Consider the following 1,299-nt stretch of genomic DNA (forward strand, 5'->3'; position numbering starts at 1 on the left):
GCAAAGAAAAGCAACCGTATTGGAAGTCAAGCAACAGGCTGTTCCCGGGTGCTGGATTCTCAGGGTGGTTCGCCAGTCCGTACAGGCGAGCGCAGACCACGCGAGTGATCGCGTTCAGGCACAGCATCCGGGCAAAGCTATACCGCCGGTCAATTCATCGATGCGTTCCAGTGTGTGGCGTTGTGGACCATGGCGTTGAGCGTCACGATGAGCTTGCGAATGCACGCGGTCATGGCCACCTTGAATGGTTTGCCGGCCTTGCGCAGACGGTCATAGAAGGCTCTGATCACCGGATTGAAGCGCAGCGCAGGTATGCAGGCCATGTAAAGCGCGCGACGCACGATGGCACGACCGCCCTGAATGCGACGCTTGCCGATATGCTTGCCGCTGTCGCAATTGAACGGCGCGACGCCGGTGAGTGCGGCGATCTCGCGGCGGTTCAGTGAACCGAGCTGTGGCATGAATGCAATCAGCGTGGCCGCGGCACCGGGGCCGATCCCGGGCACGGAGCGCAGCAGATCCTCCTTCTGACGCCAGGCGGGCGAAGAGCGCATGAACGAATCAATGTCCTTATCAGCGACGGTGAGCTGCTGTTTGAGCCATTTGATATGGTCATTCAGGCTTTCCTTAGCTGCGGCGTGGGCGCGCTCCAGGCGGGCTTTTTCCGCCACCAGCATGTCGATAAGCTGGGCACGGCGCAGCAGCAGGGCCTGCAACTGCTCGGTCTGCACATCGTTGAGCGGGCGCACGACAGGTTTGATGACGGCGCCGAAATGGGCAATGGCGAAGGCATCGATACGGTCGGTCTTGGCGCGTCGCCCCGTAGCGCGCGCGAAGTCACGCACCTGTCGGGGATTGACTGCGACAGCGGGCAGACCGGCTTCACAGAGTGCCCTGAGCACGGCGAGTTCGAGCTTGCCGGTGGCCTCCATGACGATCAGTGTGGGGCTCAGCGCAATCAGACGCTGGACCAGCTGGTCGATGGCGGCGGTTTCATTGTCGACACTGAAATGTTCGGTAGTGTCGTGGATGGCAACGTCGAGGGTGCTACCACTGACGTCGATGCCGATATAAACGGAAGAGGAAGTCTGGTTCATCACGGTACCCATACTTGCAGGAAAATACGAGCTCGAGGCTCAGTCAACTGTTCGGGTTACGAGGATAAAAAGGACAGTCGCTCAGGCTTTTCTGCGGGCTCGAGGCACTGTAGGCAGACGAGCTGACTGTCCGTGTGGCGACAACTGATCGGGTCGACGCCACAGGAGGGAATATACAAGTAGGCAAAAGAAAGCAGCTCAC

At 59.7% G+C, this 1,299-nt stretch carries 1 protein-coding gene; it reads right to left on the reverse strand.

The features are described 5' to 3' along the window. Positions 1 to 149 precede the first annotated feature (149 nt). A complete protein-coding gene (locus PQR40_RS38950; RefSeq protein WP_408242453.1) occupies positions 150 to 1,097 on the reverse strand; it encodes an IS110 family RNA-guided transposase in 948 nt (315 codons plus the stop codon). Between the last annotated feature and the right edge of the window lie 202 nt (positions 1,098 to 1,299).

The sequence above is a fragment of the Paraburkholderia sediminicola genome, assembly GCF_046026855.1.
GTDB lineage: Bacteria > Pseudomonadota > Gammaproteobacteria > Burkholderiales > Burkholderiaceae > Paraburkholderia > Paraburkholderia sediminicola_A.